This window comes from Methylopila capsulata (genome assembly GCF_016907975.1).
Classification (GTDB): Bacteria; Pseudomonadota; Alphaproteobacteria; order Rhizobiales; family Methylopilaceae; genus Methylopila; species Methylopila capsulata.
Genome location: NZ_JAFBCY010000002.1, coordinates 24062 through 47841 on the forward strand (window position 1 = coordinate 24062; position 23780 = coordinate 47841).

The window sequence follows — 23780 nt, forward strand, 5'->3', positions numbered from 1 at the left end:
GGTCCGGGGCCGCTGCGGCCTATTAGGGCGAAGCTCGGCGCTCCGCGCAATCGCGATCAGCGCTTAAGGCCCACGATTTTGGGCGCGACGCGTCAAAGCCGGCGGCGAGCGTGCTGCGCGGGCGAAAAATGGTCTATCCATGCCTCCGGCCGCGGAGCGCGGGTCGGAGCGGGACTGTGTCGGAGCGTGACGGTGACGGGCGAGCCTTGGCGGATCGGCGTGTTGTTCTCGATGACGGGCGTCACCGCCAACGTCGAGCGCGCCCAGCTCAACGCCACGCTGCTGGCGATCGACGAGATCAACGCCGCCGGCGGCGTCATGGGCCGGGAGCTCCAGCCGGTCGTCTATGACGGCGCCTCGGACCCCAAGCGCTTCCGGGCGCTTGCCGAGCAGCTGATCGCGGCCGACGGCGTCCGGCTGATCTTCGGCTGCTACATGTCGAGCGTCCGCAAGGCGGTGCTGCAGGCGGTGGAGCCGTTCCGCGGGCTGCTGTTCTACCCCACGCTCTACGAGGGCTTCGAGTACTCGCTGCAGACCATCTACACCGGCGCGGCGCCGAACCAGAACGCATTCCAGCTCGCCAAGTACCTGCTGGCCCGCCAGGGTCCGCGCTATCTCTTCGTCGGCTCGAACTACGTCTACCCCTACGAGACCAACCGGATCATGAGCGACTTCGTGGTCCAGTCGCGGGGCAAGATCCTCGACGAGATCTACATTCCGCTGGACGCCGCCGCGGACGATCTGAAGGGCGTGATCAAGCGGATCCGGAAGCTCAGCCCCGACGTGATCTTCTCGACCATCGTCGGCCAGGCGACCCCGGCGTTCTACGAGGCCTACGCCGACGCCGGCTTCAAGCCGTCCGACATGCCGATCGCGAGCCTCACCACCTCCGAGGCCGACGTCGCCGAAATGAGGCCGGGCGTCGCCGAAGGCCACATCTCGGCCGCGACCTTCTTCTCGACGCTGGGCTCGCCCGCGGCCCGCAAGTTCGTCGCGGCCTATCGCCAGCGCTTCGGCGCCGACGCGCCGATCCCCTCCGCGGCGGAGGCCGCCTACTTCCAGGTCCATCTCGCGGCCGCGGCGCTGGCGCGGGCCGGCACGGACGACCCGCGGCGGGTGCTGGCCGAGATCATGGACGTCGAGATCGACGCGCCTCAGGGCCGCGTGCGCGTCGACGCCGAGAACCACCACACCTACCTCTGGCCGCGGGTGGCGCGGCTCGACGCCAAGGGCGCGTTCCAGATCGTCTGGAACCCCGGCGTGCGCGTGAAGCCCGATCCCTACTGCGTGACGCAACGGCTCGACGACTGGTCCGCGGACTTCGTCGAACCGTCGCCCGGCGCGCGCTGAGGCCGCTGGCGATGGCGATCCAGATCCTGCGCGACATCAAGGGCCTGCGCGTCCAGGCGATCCACCCGAACGATCCGGAGGGCAAGCAGCTCGTCGATCACCTCAAGCGCATCGGCTGCTTCGTGGAGACGACCTGGCCGATCCCGGAGGCCTACGCCGACAACGCCGACGTGGTGCTGCTGACGATCGAGCAGGAGGACCGCGACGGGCTGCTGAAGCTGATGAGGTCGCGCGCCGAGGCGCCGCCGACCGTGATCGCGATCGTCGGCTACGAGAACCCGTCGACCCTCGCGCTGCTGCTGGAGAGCGGCGCGCTCGCGGTGATCGAGCGGCCGATCAAGCCGTTCGGCCTGCTGACGCAGATCGCGCTCGCGCGCAGTCTCTGGCTTGAGCGCAAGGAGCAGGCGCGCCGGCTGCGCAAGCTCGAGCGCAAGCTGAACGGCATCCAGCAGATCCAGAAGGCCAAGACCATCCTGATGGCCAACCAGGGCATCTCCGAGGAGGAGGCGTTCCAGACCATCCGCCGCCAGGCCATGTCGAAGCGGGTGCCGATGGAGGAGATGGCGAGCGCGATCATCAACGCCAACGAGCTATTGAACTTCCGCGCGGATGGTGCTTAGCTCCGGGCGTTGCTTGACTGCGATGCAGCTGCCGAGCGACTTCGCCGGATCACAAGGTGGTCGATCCGGCTTGGCGATGTAGCCCGACAGATCCTCCCGAGAGGATTTGGCGGGCTTTTTTGTTTTTCGCGTCCGCGACAGCGCCGTCGTCGGTCGTTTGGCGCTGATTCCATTTGGCGACGCAGGCGCGGTTCGCGTCCTTGCTTCGCCAGACCAGACACTTCGACCCCGCGGGCTGTCCGACGCCGCGCTGGCGCATGCTGCGCCGGCGGCGACCGGAGGCGCGCGCCACGCCTGCGGCGCCAAACGAAGCGCCCGAAGGCCCAAGGAGATTGAGCATGATTCACGGTGACATCGGTTCGAGCAACGACACCGTCGGCGTGGCGGTGGTGAACTACAAGATGCCCCGCCTGCACACCAAGGCCGAGGTGCTGCAGAACGCCAGGAAGATCGCCGACATGGTGGTCGGCATGAAAGCCGGTCTGCCGGGCATGGACCTCGTGATCTTCCCCGAGTACTCGACCCACGGGATCATGTACGACTCGAAGGAGATGTACGACACCGCCGCGGCGATCCCGGGCGAGGAGACCGAGATCTTCGCCGACGCCTGCCGCAGGGCGAAGTGCTGGGGCGTGTTCTCGCTTACCGGCGAGCGCCACGAGGAGCACCCGAACAAGGCGCCCTACAACACGCTGATCCTGATGAACGACCAGGGCGAGATCGTTCAGAAGTACCGCAAGATCATGCCGTGGGTGCCGATCGAGGGTTGGTACCCCGGCAACTGCACCTACGTCTCCGACGGTCCGAAGGGCCTGAAGATCAGCCTGATCATCTGCGACGACGGCAACTACCCCGAGATCTGGCGCGACTGCGCCATGCGCGGCGCCGAGCTGATCGTCCGCTGCCAGGGCTACATGTATCCGGCGAAGGACCAGCAGGTGGTGATGGCGAAGGCCATGGCCTGGGCGAACAACACCTACGTGGCGGTCGCCAACGCGACGGGCTTCGACGGCGTCTACTCCTACTTCGGCCACTCCGCGATCGTCGGCTTCGACGGCCGCACGCTCGGCGAGTGCGGCACCGAGGAGAACGGCATCAACTACGCCCAGCTCTCGGTCTCGCTGATCCGCGACTTCCGCAAGACCAGCCAGTCCAACAACCACCTCTTCAAGCTGGTCCACCGCGGCTACACCGGCATGATCAACTCCGGCGAAGGCGACAAGGGCGCCGCCGAGTGCCCCTACGACTTCTACAAGCGCTGGATCGCCGATCCGGAGGGCACCCGCGAGATGGTCGAGTCCTTCACGCGCCCGACGGTCGGCGTCGACGAATGCCCGATCGAGGGGCTTCCGACCTCGAAGACCGTCCACCGCTGAACGACGCCGTCCGAGGCGCGCCGGTCTTCCCGACGCGCCTCGGATCCCGCTCCAAGGAGGTTTTCGCGATGACGGTCGACTACAAGATCTTTGAACTCGGCGATGTGTCCCTGCAACGCGGCGCGACGATCCGTGGGGCGAAGCTCGCCTACAAGACCTACGGGACGCTGAGCCCAGCCAAGGACAACGTGATCGTCTACCCCACGTGGTATTCGGGACAGCACTACGAGAACGAGTGGCTGATCGGCCCCGGCCGGGCGCTCGACCCCGATAAGTACTTCATCATCGTGCCGAACATGCTGGGCAACGGCCTGTCCTCGTCGCCGAGCAATACGCCGGAGCCCTACAACGGCCCGCGGTTCCCGCAGATCACAGCCTACGACAACGTCATGGTCCAGCACCGGCTGGTGACGGAGCTGTTCGGGATCGAGCACGTGCGGCTGGTGACAGGCTGGTCGATGGGCGCGCTGCAGACCTTCCACTGGGGCGCGCTGTTCCCCGACATGATGGACCTGATCGCGCCGTTCTGCGGGTCCGCCAAGTGCTCGCGGCACAATTTCGTCTTCCTCGAGGGCGTGAAGGCCGCTCTGACCGCGGACGCCGCCTTCGCCGAGGGCTGGTACGTCGACAAGCCCGCGCGGGGCCTGCGGGCGATGGCGCGGGTCTACGCCGGGTGGGGCTTTTCTCAGGCGTTCTATCGCGAGAAGCTGGACATCGAAGCGCTGGGCTACTCCTCGCTCGAGGACTTCCTCGTGGCCTTCTGGGAGGGCTTCTTCCTGCCGAAGGACGCCAACAATCTGCTGACGATGCTGTGGACCTGGCAGAACGGCGACATCAGCGACAATCCGCTCTACGGCGGCGACCTGAAGGCTGCGCTCGGCGCGATCAAGGCCAAGGCCTTCGTGATGCCGGGGCAGACCGACCTGTACTTCCCCCCCGAGGACAGCGAGTTCGAGGTCGCGCACATGCCGAACGCCACGCTCGTTCCGGTGCCCTCGATTTGGGGCCACTTCGCCGGCGGCCCCGGCACCAACCCGACCGATGTCGACTTCATCGACGCCAAGCTCAAGGACCTGCTCGCCTCCTGACTACGCGCGCCACCACAGGACCCGCCTCAATGCTGCACATCGACAGCGTCGTCGGAGACCGGGCCGAGCCCGGCCTCCACCGGCGCCTCCACCACCTCGAACACCACGGGGCGGTGGAGACCGTGACCATCGCAAGCGCCGACATGGCGCGCCGTCGCCTGCGCCTCACGACGCCGAAGGGCGAAGAACTGGCGATCGCCCTGCCCCGCGAGCAGAAGCTGTTCGACGGCGCCGTGCTGCTGATCGACGACGACCGCGCGATCGTGGTGCGGGCGGAGGTGGAGCGCTGGCTTCGCCTGCAGCCCGCCTCGATCGCCGACGCGGTCGAGCTCGGCTACCACGCCGGCAACCTGCACTGGCGCGTGCGCTTCGAGGGCGAGTGCCTGCTGGTCGCGCTCGAAGGGCCGGCGGAGGCCTACTTCGCGCGGCTCGACGCGCTGTTCGCCGGCCGCTCGATCAAGAGCACCGTGGTGACGCAGGACCTCGCGGCGTGATCGGCCCGCTGCTCGCGATGTGGCAGGCGGACGCCGCCTTTCCGAGCGGCGGCTTCGCCTTTTCGAACGGGCTCGAAGGCCTCGCGGCGTCCGAGCCCCTGGACGGCGAGGCGCTGGAGCGGATGATCGCCGGCGTTCTCCGCCGCCGCTGGGCGACCGCAGACCGGGTCGCCATGCTGCACGCGTTCGACCGCGCGAGCGATCTCGACGCCGTCGCCGAGATCGACGCCGAGGTGGAGGCGGCGACCCTATGCGAGCCGTTCCGCGCGGGCTCCCGCCGCAACGGCGCGGGGCTTCTCGCCGCCCACGTCCGCATCGCGACGCCGGGCGCGGCGGACTGGCAGGCGCGGGTGCGCGCCGGCCGCGCGCAGGGCCACCTCGCGCCGACGCAGGGGCTGGTCTGGCGCGGCGCGGGCCTCGACGCCGAGGGCGCGACGCTCGCCTCCGGCTACATGGTCCTCTCCGGCTTCACCACCGCCGCCGTCCGTCTCGGCGTCGTCGGCGCGGTCGCGGCGCAGGCCGTCGTCCGCCGCCTGCTGCCGCTCCTCGCCGAACTCGCCGCCGCCCCGGCTCCGGATCGGATCGCGAGCTTCGCGCCCCGCCTCGACATCGCCGCCGCCCGCCACGCCCGAGGCGAGCTTCGCCTCTTCTCGAACTGACCCTTCGCGAGCGCCCATGCTGCTGACCCCGACGGAACTCGAACGCCTGACGATCTTCACCGCGGCGGAGCTCGCCCGAAAACGCCGGGCCAAGGGGCTGAAGCTCAACTACCCGGAGGCGGTGGCGCTGATCACCGACGAGATCCTGGAAGGCGCCCGCGAGGACCGCACCGTCGCCGACCTCATCGGCTTCGGCGCGACCGTGCTGACCAGCGACGACGTGCTCTCCGGCGTTCCCGCCATGCTCCACATCCTGCAGGTCGAGTGCGTGTTCCCCGACGGCACCAAGCTCGTCACCGTGCATGAGCCGATCCGCCCGGCGGAGGGCTCCGACGCGGATCCGGTTCAGCCCGGCGAGACGCTGGCGCTCGAAGGCGAGATCGAGCTGAACGACGGCCGGCCGCGCGTGACGCTGGAGGCGACCAACAGTGGCGACCGGCCGGTGCAGATCGGCTCGCACTTCCACTTCTTCGAGGTCAACCGGGCGATGGAGTTCGACCGCGCCGCGGCCTTCGGCATGCGGCTCGACATTCCCGCCGGCACCGCCGTCCGCTTCGAGCCGGGCCAGACCAAGGAGGTGACGCTGACGACCTTCGGCGGGAGCCGCTTCGTCGGCGGCCTCAACGGCCTCGGCGGCGACACCACCAGCCAGGAGGCGAAGGACGTCGCGCTCGCCAAGGCCCGCGCGGCCGGCTTCCGCGGCGCCTGAGGAGACACGTCATGGTCACGATCGCCCGCAAGGACTACGCCGCGCTCTATGGACCGACCGTCGGCGACGGCGTCCGGCTCGGCGACACCTCGCTCATCGCCGTGGTGGAAAAGGACTACGCGACCTATGGCGACGAGTGCCTGCACGGCGGCGGCAAGACGCTGCGCGACGGCATGGGACTCGCCGCCGGCATCACCAACGCCGAGGGCGCGCTCGACTTCCTGCTCTGCAACGTGCTGGTCATCGACGCCGTGCTCGGGATCGTCAAAGGCGACCTCGGCATCAAGGACGGCAAGATCGTCGGCGTCGGCAAGGCCGGCAACCCCGCCGTCATGGAGGGCGTCGACCCGCGGCTGATCGTGGGCGCCGGCACCACCGTGCGCGACTGCGAGGGCCTGATCGCCACCGCCGGCGGCATCGACGTGCATGTGCACTTCGACTCCGCGGGCCTCGTCGACCACGCGCTGGCGAGCGGCCTGACGACCATGCTCGGCGGCTCGCTCGGCCCCATCACGGTCGGCATCGACTCCGGCGGGCCGTTCAACACCGGCAAGATGATCCAGGCGTCCGAGGCCTGGCCGATGAACTTCGGTTTCCTCGGCCGCGGCAACAGCCACATTCCGGGCTGTCTCAAGGAGCAGCTGGAGACCGGCTGCGTCGGCCTCAAGATCCACGAGGACTGGGGCGCGATGCCGGCGACGATCGACGCCTGCCTGCGCTCGGCCGACGAGTTCGACTACCAGGTGCAGCTGCACACCGACACGCTGAACGAGAGCGGCTTCCTGGAGGACACCCTGGCCGCGATCGGCGGCCGGACGATCCACATGTACCACACCGAGGGCGCGGGCGGCGGCCACGCCCCGGACATCATCCGCGTGGCGGGCGAAGGCTACTGCCTGCCGTCGTCGACGAACCCGACCAACCCCTACACGGTCAACACGTTCGACGAACACCTCGACATGACCATGACCTGCCACCACCTCAATCCAGCGATCCCGGAGGACGTGGCCTTCGCGGAAAGCCGCATCCGCGCGCAGACCATCGCGGCCGAAGACATCCTGCACGACATCGGCGCGATCTCGATGCTGGGCTCCGACAGCCAGGGCATGGGCCGCATCCACGAGGTCATCTGCCGGACCTGGCAGCTCGCCTCCAAGATGAAGGACCAGCGCGGTCTTCTGCCGGAGGAGAAGCCCGGCTTCGGCGACAACGCGCGCATCAAGCGCTACGTCGCCAAGTACACGATCAACGCCGCGCGCACCTTCGGCATCGCCCAGCACATCGGCTCGCTGGAGGACGGCAAGATGGCCGACATCGTGATCTGGCGGCCGGCGTTCTTCGGCATCAAGCCGGAGCTCATCATCAAGGGCGGCTTCATCGCCTGGGGCGCGATGGGCGACAGCGCGGCCTCGCTGATGACCTGCGAGCCGATGATGCTGCGCCCGCAGTGGGGCGCCTATGGCAAGGCGGCGCCCGCCCTCTCAGCCTGCTTCGTGCACCCGCTCGCCATCGCCCGCGGTCTGCGGGAGGAGCTCGGCGTCTCCAAGATCCTGCTGCCGGCGAGCGGCACGCGGGGGCTGAAGAAATCCGACATGCTGCACAACGACGCCCTGCCCCACATCCGCGTCGACCCGCAGACCTTCGACGTCTTCGTCGACGGCGAACTCGCGACCTGCGAGCCCTCGACCGAACTGCCGCTCGCGCGGCGCTACATGCTGAGGTGACCGTGCTCCACCCGTCTCCCCAGACCTTCGCCGGCGCGCCGAAGTCGACCGCCGCCCGCATCGGGATCGGCGGCCCGGTCGGCTCCGGCAAGACCGCGCTGATCGAGCGGCTGATCCCGGTGCTGCGCGCCCGCAACGTGAACCTCGCGGTCGTCACCAACGACCTCGTCACCAAGGAGGACGCCGAGCGGCTGCGGCGCTCCGGGCTGATCGAGCCGGAGCGCGTGCTCGCGGTCGAGGCCGGGGCCTGCCCGCACACCGTCATCCGCGAGGACCCGACGCTCAACATGGCGGCCGGCGACGAGCTGGAGGCGAGCTTTCCAGGCCTCGAGCTGATCGTGTTCGAATCCGGCGGCGACAACCTCGCCTCGACCTTCTCGCTCGACCTCGTGGACTGGTGGATCTTCGTGATCGACGTCGCCGGCGGCGACGACATCCCGCGCAAGAAGGGTCCGGGCGTGCTGAAGAGCGACCTGCTGGTCGTGAACAAGATCGATCTCGCCCCCCATGTGGGCGTGAACCTCGAGCGCATGCTGGCGGAGGCGAGCGCGGTGCGGAACGGCCGTCCCGTCATCGCCACCAACGCCCGCGCCGGTGACGGGGTGGAGGCGCTGGCGGACGCCATCTGCCGCGCCGTGCTGTTCCGCGAATGAAGCCCGCCGACTACGCCTCGGGCGAGGCCGCCGCGGGCCGCCACCGCCGCGCCGAACTGGTGTTCGCCCGCGGCGGCGGACGCTCGGCGCTGATCCGGCAGGTCAGCCCCTACCCCTTCCACACCACGCGGCCGTTCGCGCTCGACCGGGCGCGGCCCGATCTCGCGACGCTCTACCTGCAGTCGGCCTCGGGCGGAATCTACCGCGGCGATGTGCTCGACCTCGCCCTCACGGTGAAGGACGGGGCCGCGGCGCATGTGACGAGCCAGGCCGCGACCGTGGTGCACGACACCGGCGCGGCGCGCGCCCGGCAGACGACCGAGATGACGGTCGGCGCCGGCGCCTTCGGCGCGCTGACGCTGGATCCGCTCATCCTGTTTCCCGGAGCCGAGCTCGCGGCGAAGACCACCCTGCGCCTCGGCGAGGGCGCGCTGGCGATCCTCGCGGACGGCGTCGCGTGGCATGATTTCGCCGGGCAGGATCGCCCGTTCCGCTCGCTGACCGCCAAGGTCGCGGTCCACGGTCCGGACGGGCGCCTGCTCGTGCTCGACCGCTCGACGGTCGACGGCGCCGACCTCATCGGGCCTAGTTCGCTGCTCGGCGCCGGCATGGCGGCCTACGGCTCGGCGATGCTGCTCGGTCCGGCGGAGATGCTGCCTTCGGCGGACGCGCTGGAGCAGGCGCTGGAATCCGTCGGCTGCCGGGCGGGCGCGAGCCCGCTGCCGAACGGCGCCGGGATCGGCGTGCGGATGCTCGCCGCCAACGGCGGACGCATCGCGACGGGGGTCGAGACAATCTTCAACCTCGGAGTGGAGGCCATGCTGGGCTTCGCCCCGGCGCGACGGCGGAAGTAGCGCGGAGACGTGCTGCGTGCTTCGAGACGCCTCGCATGCGCGAGGCTCCTCAGCATGAGGAGGTTGGGATAAGCCGAGGTCTCCTCGTGCTGAGGAGCCCGCCCCTCGGCGGGCGTCTCGAAGCACGCACGCCTTAGGTCACAGCCGCGCCAGCCGGAAATACAGCTCCGACAGCCGCGCCGGCAGGTCGTCCAGCCGGCGCGCGGGCATGGTGTTCGCCCGGCCGAACACGTCGGTCGCGGCGTGCGGCCCGAGCGTCACGCCGAACACGTCGACGCCGCGCCGCCTGAGCGAGAGCGCGGCGCGGCGGGCGTCCTCCACAAGGTCGAGTGGGTCCGTTACGTCGATGTCGGACGGCTCCCCGTCGGTCAGCGCGATGACGAGCTTGCGGTGCGAGCGCACGTCCTCGAGCTCCGCGCCCACATGCCGGAGCGCGGCGCCGAGGCGCGTCGACAGTCCGGGCTCGAGCCCCGCCAGCCGCGCCATGGCGGCCGCGTCCATGCGGCCGTCGAAATTCTTCACCTCCGTCAGCCGCACCTCGTCCCGCCCGCAGGAGGCGAAGGCGCGCACCGCGAAGACGTCCCCGGCCGCCTCCATGGCGTGGCCGAGCGCCGCCACCGCGAGCTTTTCGATCTCGAGCACCGTGCCGGCGCCGACGCGGTCGCGGGTGGATTCCGAGACGTCCACCAGCACGACGGTCGCCACGTCGCGGGCGCGGCGGCCGGAGGCGCGGTGGATGCGGTCGTCGGGAAGGTCGCCGGTCCGCAGCGCGATTGCCGCGTCGACCGCGGCGTCGAGGTCGAGGTCGAAGCCTTCCGGCTGGCGCTTCAGCCGCGCCGCCTTGCCCACGCGCGCGCCGCGCACGAGCCGCGCGATCCGCTCGCGAAAACCGCCGAGGCGGTCGAGCTTCTCCTCCAGCGCGCGGGCGTCGCCGACAGCCGCCGCGACAAGGCGCACCGTGGTCCAGTCCGGTCGCTCGACGCCGGCCGCCCGGTCCCACTCGGGATAGGTCGCGATCGCGACGCCGCGGTCGTCCGCCGGCGCCTCGCGGGCGCGGCCCGCCTCGGGTTTCGGCGGGTCGTCGCCCTCGCGGCCGTCGTCGGCCTCCTGCGGAGTCAGCCGCGCCGCGTCGACCGCCTGCTCGATCTCGTCGGCCTGCTGGTCGGGCTCGTCGTCGAAGGTCCAGAGGCCGAGGTTGTCGTCGCGGTAGAGCGGTTCGGGCACGTAGATCTTGGGATCGAACCGCAGCCGCATCTGGCCGAGGTCGTGGCCGAGCAGGCCGCCGATGGCCCGGGCGGCGGTCGGGTCGTCGAGCCGGCCGGAGGCCTCCGCGAACAGCCGCCTCCCCTTCTCGACGAAGCCGTCATCATCTTGATAATCCGCGTCAAACAGCGCCCGCGCCAGCCGCGCCATCAGGAACGCGGCGGTCATGGCGTCGCCGGGCTGCGCGCTGTGCCATGGCGACCATAGCGCCTTGAGACCGGGATGCCGCTTGAGCGCGAGCGCCTCCACCCGGGCGTCCTCGACCAGGCCGACCAGCGCGATCTGCAGCGGCTTCAGCTTTTCCGCCCGCTGGCGACGGCTGAACGCCTGGTGCGCCTGGGCGTGGGCGAGCGCCGCCCGGTAGAGCGGTTCGCCGAGCGATCGGGTTAACCCGCGGTACACTTGGGGTAAACGCACGAGATCGCCGACGATCGACGCGCGCTGCGGAACGGCGGAGACGCCCGCGCCCTGCAGCGCGGCGAGGCGCGGGGCCTGGCCCCAGAGCGCGCGTCCGAACAGCTTCAGCCGGCGTTCGACGTCCTGGAAGGCGACAGCGCCCGCGGCCCGCTCCAACAGGGCGCGGGCTGCAGGGTCCTGCAGCGTGAAGAACGCGCGGCGCTTCTCCCGGTCCAAGCCGCAGGCCTTCAGGCCCGCCGCCACGAAACTCTCGAAGGCGGCGCCGTCGCCGTGGCCAAGCAGCGCGGACGCGCGCTCGCAGACGGGCGCGAGACAGTCCGGCGCCTCCTTTGCGAGACGCGCGAGGCCGGCCCACCACTTGGCGCGCTCAAGCCATGCCGGGAGCTTGAGCGCCGCCGCGGGCAGCGCGTCGAGCGCCGCGCGCCCGGCCTGCGAGCCGCCGCGGCGCGCCACGTCGGCGGCGCCTGCGGCGTCGCGGGCGAGAGCGGCGGCGTCCTGCGGGCCGGCCAGCGCGTCGGTCGCGCGGGCGAAGGCGTGGAGGCAGCGGGCGCCGGCGTTGGCGTGCAGCAGGGTAAGGACGCCGCCGCACCAGAGCTCGACCTCGGCCTCCGACCAGACGGCGTCGAGCCGGCGCAGCGTCTGGGCCAGCGCCGGGCCGACGTCCTCGCGGCCGAGCAGCAGGCGCGCGACGTCCCGGCGCGCCAACGCCTGCGGGCTGGCGTCGAGCACAGCGTCCACGCTCACCGTGGGCGCGCGGCTGCGGGCAGCCCGGCCGCGATCGCGGCGCCGAGCGCGTCCCGAACATCCCGCTCGTCGGTGATCGGCAGCAGGATCGCGGAGCGCACCGCGGCCTCGAGCGAGGCGCCGCCGCGGGCGAGCACCGCGGCGTGGATCAGCATGCGGGTCGAGGCGCCCTCGGCCAGGCCGTGGCCGCGCAGGTTGCGAGAGCGCAAGCCCACGTCGACCAGCGTTCCGGCGAGATCGACGGAGACGCCCGCCTCGCGGGCGACGATCTCGGCCTCGATCCCGGCCTCCGGGTAGTCGAACTCGATCGCCACGAAGCGCTGCTTGGTGGACTCCTTCAGGTCCTTCACCGCGCTCTGGTAGCCGGGGTTGTAGGAGATCGTGAGCTGGAAATCGGGGTGCGCCTGCACCAGCTCGCCCTTCTTCTCCAGCGGCAGCGCCCGCCGCGCATCGGTGAGCGGGTGGATGACGACGGTGGTGTCCTGCCGCGCCTCGACGATCTCGTCGAGGTAGCAGATCGCGCCTTCGCGCACCGCCATGGTCAGTGGGCCGTCGTGCCAGACCGTGCCTTCGGGCGCGAGCAGGAAGCGGCCGGCGAGGTCGGCGGCGGTCAGGTCCTCATGCGCCGCGACGGTGATCAGCGGCCGCTTCAGGCGCCACGCCATATGCTCGACGAAGCGGGTCTTGCCGCAGCCGGTCGGCCCCTTGAGCATCACGGGCAAGCGGCTGGCGTAGGCGGCGGCGAAGATGTCGATCTCGTCGCCGACCGGGCGATAGAACGGCTCGTCGTGAATCTCGTGGGCGGACAGGCGGCCCGACGCCGGCGTTGCGGCCATGGCGGTCTCCGGAATGTCTGGGAAAAGCGCGTGATGCGCGGCGGGTCGTTGAGACGCCTTCCGCCCGGCGCCTTTGCCGGAGACGCGCCGCGACCATCCTGTCGCGACGCCTTGAGCCGATTAACGCCCGAAACCGCGCGGGCTTCAAGCCTTTGCGGGAGCCAAAGCGCGCTTTCGAGAGGTCGCGACGCCGCCCGCTCCATCTTCCACGGCCGCCCAGTGCGCGTTCACCGAAGTGCCACTTGCATCGGGACGGAGATCTGACCGTCCAAAATGGGCAGGTGATTAACTCCGTCGCGTGACTTTGGATGGACTCTAGGTGCGTAGGATGAAGGCACCCATCCGATTGACGGTTTGGAGAGCGAATTTCTCGGCAGCTAGCTGGTCAAACCGAAAGACAATCCCATCCAAAGTGTAGCTCGCCCTGCGCAGCCATTCGTCGGTGATCTGCACCCGACCTGTTTCTGAGACGTCAAGTTGACTAGAAACTCGTTTTATCCGGGCCCTGAAAATATCGTTCACAACGCAATCGTTGTGGGCAATGAGATTGCGAACCTCCGAGGCCAGGACCGTCATCTCAAAAGATGCATCATTGTGGAAAAGATCGATCCCTGTTCGGCTTTGTATAAATTTCCTAAGCTCTCCGAGGGATTTGTACGACAGATCATGAATTTTGCGCTCTGATATCCGCAAAATTAGTTCGTCATAGCTACCAGCCTCGATTACAGACGCTATATCGATGGAACCTTCGGACTTTAGCATTTCAGGCCTAGCGAGGAAAATGTCTCGGAGCGTTGTAGTCAGGTACAGATCGAATGACTCAATTGCGCGGGACAGCATGATCTGGTTCACAAACGGGCGGTGCTTAGAATAGTCATATCGCAACACTGCGAAGGCCTTCACATCGGCTTGGGTCCGGGCATCCTGCGGAACTAGCCCTCCCAAAGCGACAGATGTCTTCACGAAGTTGAAGAAGAATCCAACGAAATCTCGCAGCTCCATCACGCGTGCGATATATGTAAGGCACGGCTCCGTCACTCCGTCTGGCGGATTGCAGAAACCCTCGGCAAGTGGATCATTAGGTTTTTCGGTCGAATCGTGCATGTCTAGACTATTCATATTGCTGGTTCACATCATGAAACACGCGCGATGCCCGCGTCAATTTAGGTATATCGGTATTGCATTGGCGTCTGCCGCGTTCCGGCAGCCGACGTGACGTCCACTTGTTCTTCCGGAGTAACTGCGTCGGTGAACGCTCCCGTCGCAAGGACCTGACCCCAGAGCTCGTCTGCGACGTGGAGTTCGGCGTTTGGAGATTGGTGGTCCGGTAGGCCGAACCACTACAAGCTTGCGCCTCGGCGGCAAGTCACCGCGACAGGCCCCTCAAAGCCCCGTGAGCCCCCGCGAATTGGCCGGCGGCGCCGGGCGGACCGCCGTCCCTCGCCCGCTCATCCAGGGGGGATAGACGAAGCGCTCGGTGTTGTAGGGCTCAGGCGCGATCATGGAGAGCGGCTTCCGGAAGTCCTGGATCTGGTAGAAAATGTGCGGCATCCCGAGCGACGGGTCGTGCGTGACCACGGGATAGGGCACCACGGCCTGCCAGTCGGGATGGTAGCGGATCGTGCCGTGGACGCTGCGGTAGATCATGCCCTTCAGCGCGAAGGCGACCTTGCGGTTCTGCTCGAAGTCGCCGGGCGGTCCGGAGCCGCCGGCCATGGCGGCCGCGACGGCGTAGTGGTGCATGTTGCTGTAGGACTGGCAGCCGATCGTCGCGGTCGAGCCCTCGCCGAAGCGGGCGTTGTAGCGCGCCTCGAAGCGCTTCCCCATGTCGTCGCGCAGCAGGCCGATGACGGAGGAGACGATGACGCCCACCGCCGCCTCCTGGGCGATGTCGGTGAAGGTGCGGTGCATCGCGCCGTATTGCAGGTAGACGATGCAGTCCATCGGCTTCTCGCTGAACTGGCGCTGAAAATGCGCGAGGTCGCCGGCGTAGAAGTGGGTGTTGGCGATCACGGCCGGGTTGGTCGCGCGCACCTCGTCCAGCACGTCGCGCCACTGGCTGGTCGGCGTCTGGACGATCTTCGGCCCGAAGCAGAGACGCCAGCCGAAGTCGGCGGCGGCCGCCGCCATCGCGTTGGCGATGACGATGCTGTAGGGCTTCGACCCCGAGATGATCGCGAGCCTGTCCGAGTTCGGCGTCCACTGGCCGGAGTCCCGGAGCCACGAGATGAACTTGATGAAGCCCGGTCCGTACCAGTAGTCCGCCGGGTCCGCCATGAAGCAGCCGAAGTAGCGCTCCGGATCGCTCATCACCGTGTCGTGGTGCTGCAGCAGGGTGTTGGCGTGGACGTAGATGATGCCGGCGTCCGCGATCGGCTCGTATTCCGAATTCTGCGGCCCGATGTTGTAGCCGTTGACGATGGCGTGGACCTGGTGCTTCTCGATCAACCAGCGGGCGGCGCCGACGACCTCCTCGGCGGTCTGGCGGCAGGTGTCGGCGAAGATCGGCCGGATCGGCCGTCCCAGCAGCCCGCCGCGAGCGTTCAGCTCCTCGACCGCGAGGATCATGCCCTTGCGGAACTCCGCGCCGTCGGCGGCCGAAGGCCCCGTGAGCGGGATCATGCTGCCGATCGGCACGACGTCTTGGCTGGCGGCCACGCTCTGCGTTCCCTGGGGCCGCGCGCTCAGCGGCCGGACAATTTCGTGAGACTAGGTTCAAAAAGCAGGTTGTGCATCAGAACCCGCAGCCGCGGCGGGCTGACCGGCTTCACAAGCACCGGAAGACCCGCGGCGCGGATGCCTTCGAGCACCCGCGGCTCCGCGTCCGCGGTGACGATCATCGCGGGCGTCGCGGCGCCGATCGCCTGCCGCACGCCTTCGACCACATCGACGCCCGTCCGGGTCTTCAGGTTGTAGTCCGCCACGATCAGCTGGGGCACGACGCCGCCTTCCACCAGGCGGATGGCTTCGCTTTCGTCCGCCGCCGCATGCACGTCGATCCCCCAGCGGCGCAGGAGCTGCGTCATGGTCTCGCGCAGGATGTCGTCGTCCTCGACCAGGATGACCGGCGTGCCGACGAACTCCCCCGCGACCGCTTCGCTGATCTCCACCTCCCGGCCGGCCTCGCTGTGCCAGATGTTCCCGAGCGGGACGGTGACCGAGAAGATCGATCCCCTGCCGACCTCCGAGCGCAGGCGGACGGGATGTTCGAGCAGCTCGGCCAGCCGCTTGACGATGTTGAGGCCGAGGCCGAGGCCGTTCTTCTGCATCCGCCGCTCTTCGGTCGCCCGGTAGAACTCGTCGAAGACCCGCTCGCGATCCTGGGGCCGGACGCCCCGGCCGGTGTCGACGACCTCGATGCGGAGGCTCTTCCCCTCGCGGCGGCATCCGACCACGACGCCGCCGACCTCGGTGAAGCGGATCGCGTTGGCGACGAAGTTGCTCAGAATCCGCTCCAGCAGCGCGCGGTCGGTCGCAATCGTGCCGCGCGGGGCGACGAACTTCAGCCGCAACGCCTTCTCCTCCGCCTGGTGGCGGAACTGGATGTCGAGGCGTTCGAACAGCTGCGACAGCTGGAACGAGGTGATCCGCGGCTGAATGCGGCCGGCGTCGAGCTGACCGATCTGCAGCAGCGCGCCGAGCAGATCCTCCATGATCGAGACCGCCACGCCCATGGCGTGCAGCATGTCGGAGCGATGCTCCTCGACCGGCTCGCGAATGCAGTTGTAGATCAGAATCTTGAGCGATGCGAGCGGCTGGCGGAGGTCGTGGTTCGCGGCCCGCAGGAAACGCGACTTCGCCTCGTCCGTCGCTTCGGCGGCCTCCTTGGCGAGTTGCAGCGCCGTCTCGTTGCGCTTGATCGCGGTCACGTCGGTGAAGGTCACCGTCATCCCGCCGACACGGGAGCCCGCGTGGGTCACCTGCATCACCGCGCCGGTCGCGAACAGGTAGTCGCGCTGCTTCTCGACGCCGAAGTCGGCGATCTCCTCGCGCTCCCACTCGTCCGGCTCGCACGGCAGGAAGCATTCGTGCGAGCGCGCCATGGCGGAGACGAAGGCGTCGTAGGTCATCCCGACCGACGCCGGGAGATCGCAGGTCTTGCGGAAACGGTCGTTGACGTAGAGCAGCCGGCGGTCGTCGCCCCAGACCAGGATGCCGTTGGGGGCAACGTCGAGACCGGCCCAGATGGCCGCCAGCCGATCGTCCGCGTCCGCGGCGCGGTCGGCCTCAGCCACGTCCTGCGGTCGCCGCGGCGCCGAACCGGCTGATGGCGTAGTGCACCGCGGCCGAGCGGTCGCGGATGTTCAGCTTCCGCATGGCGTTGCCGAGATGGACGCGGACGGTCTGGCTGCTGAGCTCCAGCTCCTCGGCGATCCGCTTCACCGAATAGCCGCGCCCGAGCAGGCTGAGAACGCCCCGCTCGCGGGCGGTGAGCGCATCGAGATCGCGCTCGGGATCGATCGCGGCCGCCACGGCCGTCGTCGCCTCGGCCGAAGCCGGAGCCCGCGGCGGCGCCGGCGGCTGGGCGGAGGCGGAGCGCTCGATGATCCGGCGGGGGAAGCTGACCTCGCCCGCAAGCACCCGTTCGAGCGCGCGCTCGATCTCCGGCCCGCCGGACGACTTGGGAATGTAGCCGATCACGCCCTGTTCGACCGACCGCAGAACGTGGTCCACGTCCTCGTGGACCGACACGACCACGACGGGGACGTCGGGGAAACTCGCGCGCAGCCGCCGCAGTCCGTCGAAGGCGTCGAAGCCGGGCATCACGAGGTCGACCAGCATCAGATCGATGTCGTCGTGCTCGACCAGCATGGCGGCCGCCTCGTCGAACGTCTCGGCCTCGTAGGTCTCGAGCGCCTGATGCAGGCGCCGCATGACCTGCTTCAGGGACTGTCGAACCACCCAGTGGTCGTCGGCGATGAGAACCTTCATGCCTTCACGCGATCGCTTCTCTCGGCGCTGCGTTGCGTCTAGCGCTGACGCTGCTTCGACGCGCGCGCCGCCCGCCCATCCAAACCTTCTGTCACGATTGCCGCACCTTTCCAAGAGGACAGCAAAGGCGCTCCACCGCTGCTTTGGGCCAACCAACGGCGTGCGACGTCGCCGTCGGGCACGGCGACGGTCCCCGCACGGATGCCTTTCGCCTCCGTGAAACTCAACGGACTCCGGGGCTAGTCGCCCTGCGTCGGATTTCTGTGGTCGGAGCAAAGACGACAGCTTGACGACCGGATCGGCGCAGCCTTAGGCTCCAATAAATGTCTAGATGATACATCTAGCTTTGGTCGCGTGTTGCGACAGTCGGCGAGCCGTCATAAGGAACGATCGATGGGCCTCGTCTCCAGATCCCTGGACTGACCGGCATGCTCCCGAAGCCCGCCGCTGGAGATCTCAGAACCCTCCCGGAGCGCCGACGCTACGGTCGAAAGCAGCGCGAATTTTTGCGGTCCCTCGCGACCAACGCCGTGATCGACGAGCACAGGCGCTCGCCGCAGCCCGGCCAACGCAGCGAAGCCCTCGAGCGGCTGATGGTCTATTTCCAGCGGGAGGCCGCGGCCGACGGCTACGCGGTGCTGGTGGTGAAGCCGTTCGAGGCCTACCGACTCGTTGAGAACGCAAGGGGCTTGGGCCTTGGACCCCGCGCCCTCGACGACCAGTTCTACGCGTCGCCGGAGGAGGCCGAACACGGCCTTTTCCTCCGCCGCATCCACGATCTCTTCGAAACATGACGACGCCGGCGCGCGCAAACGCGCGCCCCGCCCTTGGCGCAAGTAGCCCGACAGATCAGGCGAGCCGCCTCCGCCGGCCGCCTCGCCGGGGCTCACGGCCGAATCCGCTCAATTTCGCGACGCCGTGCACAGCAAGGGAGCGGCCTTTGAGCACGAAAACGGCGCCGGGCTGCGTCGCACGGAGAAATTTCGATGCCTCTAAAGAAAGACCTTGACGACCTTTCGCACCGCACCCTAGCATCTAGATGTAAAGTCTAGTTGCAAGTGCTTGGGCCTTGCCGGACCGCCTTTTCTTTCGCCTTTACGCCTTTCACCTAGGGGCCGCCCACATGCAGTTCACCCGCCGTAATTTACTGAAGACGACGGCAGCGGCCTCCGCCGCTCTTGCTGCGCCGCATCTTTGGTTGCCGACCGCCAGCGAGGCCTGGGGCGCGACCCTGAAGAAGGGGGAGCCGATCAAGGTCGGCCTGCTGTTCTCCCTCACCGGCTCGCTCGCGGTTCCGGAGGAAGATTCGACCCTCGTGATGCAGTACGCCATCGAGGAGATCAACAAGGCGGGCGGCGTCGCCGGCGTGCCGATCGAGCCCGTGATCGTCGACGCCAAGTCGGACTTCGCGGTCTACTCCGAGAAGGCCAAGGAGCTGATCCTGCGCGAGAAGGTCATCGCGCTGTTCGGCTGCTACACCTCGGCGAGCCGCAAGGCGATCCTGCCGACCGTCATGCAGCGCGACCACCTGCTGTACTACCCGACCTGCTACGAAGGCGCGGAGTGCACGCAGAACACCATCTGCACCGGCCCGCTCGCCAACCAGCATTCGCAGGACCTGATCCCCTTCATGGTTCAGCAGTTCGGCAAGCGCGTGTTCTTCGTCGGCTCGAACTACGTGTGGCCGAAGGAGTCGAACAAGAACGCAAAGGTGTGGTTGCAGAAGGCCGGCGGCGAGCTGCTCGGCGAAGAGTACATCCCGCTCGGCAGCTCCGAGTTCGGACCCGTGTTGAACAAGATCCGCGAAGCCAAGCCCGACTTCATCTTCTCGACCGTGGTCGGCGCGTCGGACATCGCGTTCCACAAGCAGTTCAAGCAGGAAGGCTTCAAGGCCGACAAGATGCCGATCGCCTCGCTCACCACCGGTGAGATCGAGACGCGCGCCATGGGCGCCGAGTTCGGCGCCGGCCACTTCCTGTCGGCCCCGTACTTCCAGAGCCTCGACAACCCCACCAACAACAAGTTCGTCGAGAACTTCCTGAAGTCGAAGTACGGCAAGAACGGCACGACCCACTACAACATGGAGGAGACCTACACCTCCGCCTACGTGTTCAAGGCCGGCTTCGAGAAGGCCGCGGCCGCGGTGGGCTTCGAGAACGTCACGCCGCGCGCGATCCGCGATCATTCGGGCGGCGTCCGCGTCGAGGACAACGTCTCGCCGGAAGGCCTGATCTGGATCGACGAGAACAACTTCAACTGCTGGCTGAAGCCGAAGATCGGCCAGTGCCAGGCCGACGGCACCTTCAAGATCGTGAAGGCCGCCGACAGCCACGTCGCGCCGGACCCCTACTCGATCTATCCCGACGCCGGCGTCTGCACCAAGGACGGCCTCAAGGCTCCCGACGGCAAGATCCGCAAGAGCGTCATCTGAGCTCACGTCTGTGCCCCGCGGCGCCGAGGAGGCGCCGCGGGGCACATTTATTGCAACGCAGCATCAGCGCCGCGCCGGCGGCGGCGCGGCATACGCTGGGAATGGCCCCACGCGGGCGAATGGGTAAGGCGCCATGGATCTCGGATCGCTTCTGAACGCGCTCATTCTGGGCGTCAGCATCGCCAGCATCTGGCTGATCGCGGCGCTCGGGCTCACGATCATTTACGGCACGGCCGGGGTGATCAACATGGCGCACGGCGAGTTCATCATGCTCGGCGCCTACAGCTCCTACATGCTGCAGTTCTATCTCGGGCTGCCTTACCTGCTGTGCCTGCCGGCGTCCTTCGTGATCGTCGCGCTGGTCGGCCTGGCGCTCGAGCGCGGGCTGATCCGCTATCTCTACAACCGCCCGCTCGACACATTGCTCGCGACCTACGGCGTCTCGCTCGTGCTGATGCAGGGCGTCCGCCTGATCTTCGGCAGCGACCCGAAGTACCTCGCGGTGCCGGAGATGTTCCAGAGCAACGTGATGCTCGGCTCCGCCTCGATCTCGGCGTTCCGTATCGTCGTCCTCGGCATCACCGCCTTCCTCGTGTTCGCGCTCTGGCTGCTGTTCTACAAGACGCGGTTCGGCGTGCAGGTCCGCGCGGTGATGCAGAACAAGGAGATGGCCGCCTCTTTCGGCATCAACTCCGGCCGCATCTACATGATGACCTTCGCGCTCGGCGCGGGCCTCGCCGGCGTCGCCGGCGCGCTGTTCGGCGTGCTCGCCATCGTGCTTCCGACCATGGGCGCGAGCTATGTGGTGCAGGCCTTCCTGATGGTGGTCGTGGGCGGCGGTTCGCTCGCCGGCAGCGTGGTGGCGAGCGGCGTGACCGGCGAAATGCAGTCCGTGTTCGCCTTCTTCACCAACGACACCTTCGCCCGCTTCATCATCTTCGTGCTGATCGTGGTGTTCCTGCGGTTCCGTCCGCAAGGCCTCTTCGCCCAGGCCGGCGCGCGCCGATGAGCGCGCCCTCCATCAGCAACGCCACCGCGGGATCGCTCTGAGACCATGGGAAATCTCTATCACAACAAGACGGCGCAGTGGCTGACCTACGCCGTGTTCTTCGCGGGCTTCGCCGTCATCCCGATGACGGTCGACGACAGCTTTCTGCTGAACCAGCTCGCGACCTACGGCGTCTACGGGATGCTAGCGCTGTCGATCAGCCTGTGCTGGGGCTTCGGCGGCATCCTGAACCTCGGCCAGGGCATCGCCTTCGGCCTCGGCGCCTACGGCATGGCGATGACCATGCAGATGCAGACGCAGGATGAATCCAACCCGATCCCGCCCTTCATGCTGAACAACAGCCTGGACCACCTGCCGATGCTCTGGCAGCCGTTCCAGAACACCTATGTCGGCATGATCCTCGCGGTCGCGGCGCCCACGCTGTTCTGCGCGGTGTTCGGCGGCATCATGTTCCGGGCGCGCGTCTCCGGCCCGTTCTTCGCGATCATGACGCTCGCGATGCTGTCCGCCTTCTACACCATCATCATCGACCGCCAGCCCTACACCGGCGGCGTCAACGGCCTCACCCCGCCCTCCTCCCTGCAGTTCGCAGGGTACGAGGTCGATCCCTACAGCCCGACCGCCTACTGGGTGGTGTTCGGCTTCCTGCTCGGCGCCACCGTGATCGCCAAGCTGATCACGCAGAGCTCGTTCGGGCTCGTGACCCAGGCGATCCGCGACGACAGCGAGCGCGTCCGCTTCCTCGGCTACAGCGTCGCGGGCTACGAGACGGTGATCTACACCGTCTCCGGGCTGATCGCGGCGATCGCCGGCTGCTGCTGGGTCATGCTGGTGCAGTACGTCTCGCCGGCCCAGCTCGACGTCGGCTTCAGCCTCTCGATGGTGATCTGGGCGGCGATCGGCGGGCGCTACTCGCTGCTGGGATCGATCCTCGGCGCCTTCATCATCCAGGGCGCCCAGAGCTACCTCGGCGACACCTTCCTCGCCACCTGGCTCCTGATCCTCGGCGGCTTCTTCATCATCGTCGTCCGGTTCCTGCCGAACGGTCTCGCGAGCCTGGTCGAATCCGGCCTCGGCCTGTTCGCGGCCAAGCGCGGGCCGGCCTCGGCCGAGCCGAACGGCGACGCCAAACCCATTCCCGCGGAGTAAGGACGGCGATGCCAGGCCTTCTCGAAATCCACAATCTGTCGAAGAGCTTCGACGCCACCAAAGTCATCAACGACTTCAGCATGGAGGTCACCGAGGGAACGCTGTGCTGCCTGGTCGGACCCAACGGCGCCGGCAAGACCACGACGATGGACCTCATCACGGGCCGCATCAAACCGACCTCGGGCAAGATCGTCTTCGCGAACGAAGACATCACCGCGAAGCACGAGCACATCATCGCCCGCGCCGGCATCGGCCGGAAGTTCCAGGTGCCGGCGGTGCTGCGCGACATGACGGTGCGGCAGAACCTCGAGGTCGCCTACAGCCGGCAGACCAACCCGTTCTGGAACCTGTTCAAGTTCCGCGTCACGGGGCTCAAGCAGAAGCTCGACGAGATCGCGACCCTCGCCGGCCTCACCGACCGCCTGAACGACCGCGCCGGCATCCTCTCCCACGGCGAGACCCAGTGGCTCGAGATCGGCATGGTCTTGATGCAGGAGCCGCGGCTGCTGCTGATGGACGAGCCGATCGCCGGGATGACCGAGGGCGAGATCGAGAAGACCGCCCGCATCTTCAAGGACCTGCGCAAGACCGCGACGCTCGTCGTGGTCGAGCACGACATGGGCTTCGTGCGCGAGATCGCCGACGAGGTCGTTGTGATGCACATGGGATCGCTGCTCGCCCAGGGCACGATCCAGCAGATCGAGGCGAACCCGCGGGTGCGCGACGTCTATCTCGGCGAGCAGGAGGCGGCATGAGCACGCTGCTCAACTTCGAAAACGTCACGTCCTATTACGGCGCGACGCGCATCCTGAAGGACTTCTCTTTCGAGATGGAGCAGGGCCAGTGCCTCTGCGTGCTCGGCCGCAACGGCGTCGGCAAGACCACGCTGATGCGCACCATCATGGGGCTGACCGACCGCTCCACCGGGGCGATCCGCATCAACGGCGCGGAAATCTCCGCCAAGCCGCCGCACGTCCGCGCCACCTACGGCCTGGGCTACGTGCCCCAGGGTCGCGGCATTCTCTCGGACTTCACGGTGCGGGAGAACATCCTGCTCGGCACCTTCGCCCGCGCCGACAAGGCCTCCGAGATCCCGGACATCTGCCTGAGGATCTTCCCCTATCTCAAGGAGAACCTCGACAAGCGCGCCGGCCTGCTCTCGGGCGGGCAGAAGCAGCAGCTCGCGATCGCCCGCGCGCTCGCGGTCGGCCCGCAGATCCTTCTGCTCGACGAGCCGACCGAGGGCATCCAGCCCAACATCGTCAACGAGATCGGCGAGATCCTGAAGATGCTCAACAAGGAGCTGGGCATCAGCCTGATCCTGACCGAGCAGCACATCAAGGTCGCCCGCAAGCTCGGCGACGCCTTCCTGATGGTCGACAACGGCCGCGTCGTCGCGCGCGGACCCATCGCGGAGATGACCGACGAGCTGGTCAACCGCCATATGACCATCTAGACGTCAGCGCAAATAA

Annotated in this window: 22 protein-coding genes; 16 read left to right on the plus strand and 6 right to left on the minus strand. The window is 68.0% G+C overall.

Translation table 11 applies throughout. The annotated features are described in order from the left end of the window. The first annotated feature begins 186 nt into the window (after positions 1–186). From JOD31_RS05840 to JOD31_RS05885, 10 genes are all read left to right on the plus strand, one after another. A complete protein-coding gene (locus tag JOD31_RS05840) occupies positions 187–1350 on the plus strand; it encodes a transporter substrate-binding domain-containing protein (protein WP_204949384.1) in 1164 nt (387 codons plus the stop codon). An 11-nt stretch (positions 1351–1361) separates the two neighbouring features. Further along, positions 1362–1970 (plus strand): ANTAR domain-containing response regulator, encoded by a 609-nt coding sequence (locus JOD31_RS05845; protein ID WP_204949385.1) that lies wholly within the window; start codon positions 1362–1364, stop codon positions 1968–1970. Between the two features lie 338 nt (positions 1971–2308). Continuing rightward, entirely contained in the window at positions 2309–3346 is a 1038-nt protein-coding gene (locus JOD31_RS05850) for an aliphatic amidase (RefSeq protein WP_204949386.1), read from the plus strand. Positions 3347–3414: 68 nt separating this feature from the next. Further along, a complete protein-coding gene (locus tag JOD31_RS05855; RefSeq protein ID WP_204949387.1) occupies positions 3415–4434 on the plus strand; it encodes an alpha/beta fold hydrolase in 1020 nt (339 codons plus the stop codon). Positions 4435–4463: 29 nt separating this feature from the next. Then, on the plus strand, positions 4464–4928 hold the full coding sequence (gene ureE, locus JOD31_RS05860; protein ID WP_204949388.1) for an urease accessory protein UreE: 465 nt from the start codon (positions 4464–4466) through the stop codon (positions 4926–4928). Next, positions 4925–5587, plus strand: a complete 663-nt coding sequence (locus tag JOD31_RS05865) for an urease accessory protein UreF (protein WP_204949389.1) — start codon at positions 4925–4927, stop codon at positions 5585–5587. The genes ureE and JOD31_RS05865 overlap by 4 nt, the downstream gene beginning before the upstream one ends. A gap of 16 nt (positions 5588–5603) precedes the next feature. Further along, on the plus strand, positions 5604–6296 hold the full coding sequence (locus JOD31_RS05870; protein ID WP_204949390.1) for an urease subunit gamma: 693 nt from the start codon (positions 5604–5606) through the stop codon (positions 6294–6296). Positions 6297–6307: 11 nt separating this feature from the next. Next, on the plus strand, positions 6308–8020 hold the full coding sequence (ureC, locus tag JOD31_RS05875) for an urease subunit alpha (protein ID WP_204949391.1): 1713 nt from the start codon (positions 6308–6310) through the stop codon (positions 8018–8020). A gap of 2 nt (positions 8021–8022) precedes the next feature. Further along, a complete protein-coding gene (gene ureG, locus JOD31_RS05880; RefSeq protein ID WP_204950385.1) occupies positions 8023–8673 on the plus strand; it encodes an urease accessory protein UreG in 651 nt (216 codons plus the stop codon). Then, positions 8670–9527 carry an urease accessory protein UreD gene (locus JOD31_RS05885; RefSeq protein WP_204949392.1) on the plus strand — a complete coding sequence of 286 codons (858 nt, stop codon included), beginning with the start codon at positions 8670–8672 and terminating at the stop codon, positions 9525–9527. Before ureG ends, JOD31_RS05885 begins: the two co-directional genes overlap by 4 nt. A 138-nt stretch (positions 9528–9665) precedes the next feature. Here JOD31_RS05885 and JOD31_RS05890 read toward each other — a convergent pair whose 3' ends face one another. The 6 genes from JOD31_RS05890 to JOD31_RS05915 form a co-directional block, all read right to left on the minus strand. Then, on the minus strand, positions 9666–11951 hold the full coding sequence (locus JOD31_RS05890; RefSeq protein WP_271206101.1) for a nitric oxide reductase activation protein NorD: 2286 nt from the start codon (positions 11949–11951) through the stop codon (positions 9666–9668). Further along, the gene (locus JOD31_RS05895) at positions 11948–12787 is read right to left on the minus strand and encodes a CbbQ/NirQ/NorQ/GpvN family protein (protein WP_204949393.1); all 840 of its coding nucleotides are present in this window, start codon (positions 12785–12787) and stop codon (positions 11948–11950) included. The genes JOD31_RS05890 and JOD31_RS05895 overlap by 4 nt, the downstream gene beginning before the upstream one ends. Before the next feature lie 315 nt (positions 12788–13102). Further along, complete coding sequence (locus tag JOD31_RS05900; protein WP_204949394.1) at positions 13103–13891, minus strand: hypothetical protein; 789 nt, start codon at positions 13889–13891, stop codon at positions 13103–13105. A gap of 279 nt (positions 13892–14170) precedes the next feature. Beyond that, positions 14171–15445, minus strand: coding sequence for an ABC transporter substrate-binding protein (locus JOD31_RS05905; protein ID WP_271206102.1), 1275 nt, complete (start codon positions 15443–15445; stop codon positions 14171–14173). Between the two features lie 26 nt (positions 15446–15471). Next, entirely contained in the window at positions 15472–17022 is a 1551-nt protein-coding gene (locus JOD31_RS05910; RefSeq protein ID WP_204949395.1) for an ATP-binding protein, read from the minus strand. Then, positions 17015–17719 carry a response regulator gene (locus JOD31_RS05915; protein WP_204949396.1) on the minus strand — a complete coding sequence of 235 codons (705 nt, stop codon included), beginning with the start codon at positions 17717–17719 and terminating at the stop codon, positions 17015–17017. The genes JOD31_RS05910 and JOD31_RS05915 overlap by 8 nt, the downstream gene beginning before the upstream one ends. Before the next feature lie 428 nt (positions 17720–18147). Between JOD31_RS05915 and JOD31_RS05920 the strand changes: the two genes are divergently transcribed. The 6 genes from JOD31_RS05920 to urtE all read left to right on the plus strand — a co-directional run bounded on the left by JOD31_RS05920 (position 18148) and on the right by urtE (position 23764). Then, positions 18148–18513: a N,N-dimethylformamidase alpha subunit family protein gene (locus JOD31_RS05920; RefSeq protein ID WP_487345445.1), complete on the plus strand. Its 366-nt coding sequence runs from the start codon at positions 18148–18150 to the stop codon at positions 18511–18513. 329 nt (positions 18514–18842) lie between these two features. Next, positions 18843–20150, plus strand: coding sequence for a transporter substrate-binding domain-containing protein (locus JOD31_RS05925; RefSeq protein WP_204949398.1), 1308 nt, complete (start codon positions 18843–18845; stop codon positions 20148–20150). Positions 20151–20283: 133 nt separating this feature from the next. Then, on the plus strand, positions 20284–21159 hold the full coding sequence (gene urtB / locus JOD31_RS05930; protein ID WP_204949399.1) for an urea ABC transporter permease subunit UrtB: 876 nt from the start codon (positions 20284–20286) through the stop codon (positions 21157–21159). Between the two features lie 45 nt (positions 21160–21204). Beyond that, on the plus strand, positions 21205–22308 hold the full coding sequence (gene urtC / locus JOD31_RS05935; protein WP_204949400.1) for an urea ABC transporter permease subunit UrtC: 1104 nt from the start codon (positions 21205–21207) through the stop codon (positions 22306–22308). An 8-nt stretch (positions 22309–22316) separates the two neighbouring features. Beyond that, positions 22317–23063, plus strand: coding sequence for an urea ABC transporter ATP-binding protein UrtD (urtD, locus tag JOD31_RS05940; protein ID WP_204949401.1), 747 nt, complete (start codon positions 22317–22319; stop codon positions 23061–23063). Then, positions 23060–23764: an urea ABC transporter ATP-binding subunit UrtE gene (urtE, locus tag JOD31_RS05945; protein ID WP_204949402.1), complete on the plus strand. Its 705-nt coding sequence runs from the start codon at positions 23060–23062 to the stop codon at positions 23762–23764. Before urtD ends, urtE begins: the two co-directional genes overlap by 4 nt. The last annotated feature ends 16 nt before the right edge of the window (positions 23765–23780 follow it).

What these genes read in the sequence shown, in the direction of transcription:
- urtE (WP_204949402.1), top strand. Translation starts at nt 23,060, where the DNA reads ATGAGCACGCTGCTCAACTTCGAAAACGTCACGTCCTATTACGGCGCG.
- JOD31_RS05900 (WP_204949394.1), bottom strand. Translation starts at nt 13,891, where the DNA reads ATGCACGATTCGACCGAAAAACCTAATGATCCACTTGCCGAGGGTTTC.
- JOD31_RS05915 (WP_204949396.1), bottom strand. Translation starts at nt 17,719, where the DNA reads ATGAAGGTTCTCATCGCCGACGACCACTGGGTGGTTCGACAGTCCCTG.
- JOD31_RS05885 (WP_204949392.1), top strand. Translation starts at nt 8,670, where the DNA reads ATGAAGCCCGCCGACTACGCCTCGGGCGAGGCCGCCGCGGGCCGCCAC.
- urtD (WP_204949401.1), top strand. Translation starts at nt 22,317, where the DNA reads ATGCCAGGCCTTCTCGAAATCCACAATCTGTCGAAGAGCTTCGACGCC.
- urtC (WP_204949400.1), top strand. Translation starts at nt 21,205, where the DNA reads ATGGGAAATCTCTATCACAACAAGACGGCGCAGTGGCTGACCTACGCC.
- JOD31_RS05850 (WP_204949386.1), top strand. Translation starts at nt 2,309, where the DNA reads ATGATTCACGGTGACATCGGTTCGAGCAACGACACCGTCGGCGTGGCG.
- JOD31_RS05920 (WP_487345445.1), top strand. Translation starts at nt 18,148, where the DNA reads ATGCTCCCGAAGCCCGCCGCTGGAGATCTCAGAACCCTCCCGGAGCGC.
- JOD31_RS05845 (WP_204949385.1), top strand. Translation starts at nt 1,362, where the DNA reads ATGGCGATCCAGATCCTGCGCGACATCAAGGGCCTGCGCGTCCAGGCG.
- JOD31_RS05870 (WP_204949390.1), top strand. Translation starts at nt 5,604, where the DNA reads ATGCTGCTGACCCCGACGGAACTCGAACGCCTGACGATCTTCACCGCG.
- ureC (WP_204949391.1), top strand. Translation starts at nt 6,308, where the DNA reads ATGGTCACGATCGCCCGCAAGGACTACGCCGCGCTCTATGGACCGACC.
- ureE (WP_204949388.1), top strand. Translation starts at nt 4,464, where the DNA reads ATGCTGCACATCGACAGCGTCGTCGGAGACCGGGCCGAGCCCGGCCTC.
- urtB (WP_204949399.1), top strand. Translation starts at nt 20,284, where the DNA reads ATGGATCTCGGATCGCTTCTGAACGCGCTCATTCTGGGCGTCAGCATC.
- JOD31_RS05895 (WP_204949393.1), bottom strand. Translation starts at nt 12,787, where the DNA reads ATGGCCGCAACGCCGGCGTCGGGCCGCCTGTCCGCCCACGAGATTCAC.
- JOD31_RS05925 (WP_204949398.1), top strand. Translation starts at nt 18,843, where the DNA reads ATGCAGTTCACCCGCCGTAATTTACTGAAGACGACGGCAGCGGCCTCC.
- JOD31_RS05855 (WP_204949387.1), top strand. Translation starts at nt 3,415, where the DNA reads ATGACGGTCGACTACAAGATCTTTGAACTCGGCGATGTGTCCCTGCAA.